Here is a 3,127-nt window from a genome sequence, read left to right as displayed (position 1 = left end):
TGGTGCGACAGCGCCCGCGAAGATCGCCACTGGGTCAAGCTCTCCGACCTGATGCCGTGGGAGACGATCCACACCCGCCGGTTCGGTGACATCGTCACCGTCCACGCCGGCCACGAGGTGCACGACGACGACCTCGAGACCTGGGCGACGCCCAGCATCGCCCTCACCCCCTACCGTGTCGAGCTCATCGACGGCCCCTCACAACTGTGGATCCACGAGGCCGCAGCCCTCGCAGGACACCTGCAGGCCGCGGCCGCGTTCGCGCTCGCACTCGAGGCCACCACCGCACGCGCCTGAGGCGTCCCACGCCGCCCACAGCCACCCCCGCACGCATCCGGGGTGCCTGTGGACGGTCTAGGACGGCCCAGGCCCTCCCAGCGTGCTCTCTCTACGTCTCCACGCTGCCCCTCACCGATCACCGGGGCGAACAGACGACGGCCGGTCGAGTAGGACCCTCACGAATCGCGTAGACCGGGCGCGGCGTACCCCGTCGGCCGCGGGGACGATGAACGGCTCAGGCGTCCCGCTTCTGCGGGGGGCCTAGCAGTCGTCTCTACAGTCGGATGAGGAGTCCAGGGCGGCGGGCAAACCGTGGGGAAGGGGGCAGGCTTCTGGGGGCCGCAGGCCCCGCCATTCCCCCGCGGGGGCCCGCGTGTGTCTATGCCTTCGGTGGCTTCGGGGGAATCTCCACCGCGAACGGCCGATCCTCCCCCACCATCCCCAGCACCAGAGTGCTCGGGACCGGCATCCCCATCGAACCGCCCGCCCGGAACTCCACCGACTCGTGCGCGCGCAGCTCAGTGCCCGCCTCGAGGTAGTCGAGACGCTGGAACCGGTCCCGGTTGTCGATCTGCTCGATGACCATGTCCGTAGAGGTGTTGTTCCGCAGCCGGTACAAGATGCCCTGCACATGCACGACCTCGAGCGGGCGCGGGGCGGTCGCCTCGGCGATGCGTCCCAGACTGTCCGACTGCTCCCTCGCCTCGGCGAGCATCCCCTCAAGGTGTGCCACCTGCTGCACGGCCGTCGCAGCCTGCTCGCCCGCTGCTTTCGCTTGATCCTCTGCCGCCGCAGCCTGCCGCTCCGCCAAGTCCTTCGCGTGCACCGCGTCCGCTTTCGCGGCCTTTGAGGCGTTCGCCTGCCACCACGACACCCCGCCACCGGCAAGCGCTATGACTGCCGCGATCGCGGCCACTGCATCCCAGAAAGTTGAGTCCATGGTCAGATGCTAGAGCGCCTTCCCGGCCTCGGAAGCGATAACCAATTGAAGTGAGCTCGTCACATATTCTGGATGATCTGGACGACGCCAACGATTACGGTCACGCCCACCGCCGCCCACGCTGCGCCCAGCGCCCACTGCGCACGCCCCTTCTCCTCGGCCGCCTTCGCAGCAGAGCTCTCGGCGTCAGCCTTGGCCTGCGCCACCATCTCCGCCAGATGCCCGTTCGTCTCGACGATCGCGCTGTTCATCGCCCGCTGCTCCTCGAGCACGTCGTACGCCGGATTGCGGGGAATCTCCACGTCCGGAACCTCGGGAAAATCTATAAGGCTCGGCCGTTCGCTCACGAACTTCGGAACGATCGGCTTGGGGGTGACGGGCACCTTCTTCACTAGGTCGAAAGCGGTGCTCGAGCCGATGACGTTCTTCCACAGGGAGCGGTACTGGTCCGTGATCGGCCGCAACGACTGCATCATGCGTTCGTTCGACCGCTTGGAATACTCCTTCGCGAGCTCGTGCCTCGGGTCGTCCTCGTTCTCGAGGATCTCCTCGATCTCCTCGTAGTCCAGCTGGCCGATCGCATCCACCTCGGGATCGTCACTGACCGGAGGGTTCTCCTTGAGAACCCATTCGCCGTCGGGTCCGCGCTCGTAGAGCTGTGTCCGCCCGTCCGCGTCCTCCTCGATTTTCAAACGGGCCTGCGAGTCGTCAACCCCGCCCGCCAGGGGCCCGTCGAGCTCCTCGACGTCGTCAGGTTCTTCGATGTCACTGGGCTCGTCGCGCGGCGGGGACTGGTCTCGGCTCATGCCCGAACCATAACCCGCCGCCCCGACATCGGCCGCCCCTTCCAGGGGCGCCGCTACCCGACCCCGGTCACGAGCTCGACGGCGGTGACGGTGGCCCCAGTGACCACGGTCCCTCGAGCATCCGGCCGAGCTCGTCGCTGCCCGCCCCGTCGATGCCGGCCGCGTGTTCAGCCTGCTCGAGCTCGCCCAACGTCTCCCGCCGCTCCCGCGCCATCGCCGCGACCTTCCCCGGATCGTTCACGACCGCCCACACCATGCCCTCCCGCAGCTGCTCCACCTGCCACCGCAGCTCCGCCACCCGATCCGGCACGGCCCCCGCCGCGCCCGGATGAGGCACCAGGGCCGGAGGCACCTCCGGGCGCCGAGCCTCCGCCCGCTGCTCACGCACCCGCCGGCTGTTCGCCGCCCGACACGGCCCGCACGCCTCCTCCCCGAGCCGCCTGTGCCGGTTGTACCCCGACCGCGTCCCACACACCGCAACCTGTGCCACCACAAAACACCTCCTGACCAGCCAGAACGCTGGCTCCTGCCTGTATGTCACACGCGGCCCCGACCCTATGGCACGCCCCGGTCCCTCGGAGAGAGACATGCCGAGGCCGACCGGGAGGCTGGCATCGAGGTCCGCCTCGATGATTGGCGGCGGGGTGGGGGTCTGGTCGCCGCGGCACCCCGAACGGGCCGAGGCCACGCACCGCCCAGCAGGCCACCAGCGCCACCCCCGACGACGGCCCCACCGCACACGAGCGAGCCATCGACCAGGCGCTGAACCGGCCCGCCCCCACCGCGGACGACGACGACCTCGCCGACCTCGCCCCTAACGACCAGGCCCTCATGCGCGCCTGGCGCGACGCCTCACCCGCCGACCTCGACGACGACGAGGAGCACGACACCGAGCGGCCCAGCCCCACGCGAGGCCTCAGCCCGGCCGATGCGCAGCTCTACCGGCGGGCGTGGGGCGGACGGTGACCACCACGAGCAGGGGCCGGCATGCTGCAACCGCGACGTGCCGGCCCCGCTGCACGAGCCCCAGACGGCCCAACGCCAGCCCGGCGCATCCCAGGCGGTCGACGCCCCTGCGCGCCCCCGAGACGAGCAGGCCGGG

Annotated in this window: 5 protein-coding genes; 2 read left to right on the top strand and 3 right to left on the bottom strand. The window is 70.1% G+C overall.

All coding sequences use genetic code 11. The annotated features are described in order from the left end of the window. A partial coding sequence (locus tag IOE58_RS14005; RefSeq protein ID WP_193866963.1) for a hypothetical protein occupies window positions 1-297 on the top strand: 297 nt, incomplete at its 5' end. A 361-nt stretch (window positions 298-658) separates the two neighbouring features. On the opposite strand, the gene IOE58_RS14000 is transcribed toward IOE58_RS14005, so the two are convergent. The 3 genes from IOE58_RS14000 to IOE58_RS13990 form a co-directional block, all read right to left on the bottom strand. Next, window positions 659-1,219, bottom strand: a complete 561-nt coding sequence (locus IOE58_RS14000; RefSeq protein WP_193866962.1) for a hypothetical protein — start codon at window positions 1,217-1,219, stop codon at window positions 659-661. Window positions 1,220-1,278: 59 nt separating this feature from the next. Further along, complete coding sequence (locus IOE58_RS13995; RefSeq protein WP_193866961.1) at window positions 1,279-2,025, bottom strand: hypothetical protein; 747 nt, start codon at window positions 2,023-2,025, stop codon at window positions 1,279-1,281. 67 nt (window positions 2,026-2,092) lie between these two features. Next, window positions 2,093-2,362, bottom strand: coding sequence for a hypothetical protein (locus IOE58_RS13990; RefSeq protein ID WP_193866960.1), 270 nt, complete (start codon window positions 2,360-2,362; stop codon window positions 2,093-2,095). Between the two features lie 296 nt (window positions 2,363-2,658). Here IOE58_RS13990 and IOE58_RS13985 point away from each other — a divergent pair, with 296 nt between their 5' ends. Then, on the top strand, window positions 2,659-2,991 hold the full coding sequence (locus tag IOE58_RS13985) for a hypothetical protein (RefSeq protein WP_193866959.1): 333 nt from the start codon (window positions 2,659-2,661) through the stop codon (window positions 2,989-2,991). The last annotated feature ends 136 nt before the right edge of the window (window positions 2,992-3,127 follow it).

This window comes from Brachybacterium epidermidis, assembly GCF_015209585.1.
GTDB classification, from domain to species: domain Bacteria; phylum Actinomycetota; class Actinomycetes; order Actinomycetales; family Dermabacteraceae; genus Brachybacterium; species Brachybacterium epidermidis.
This window is presented reverse-complemented; position numbering and strand designations above follow the sequence as displayed.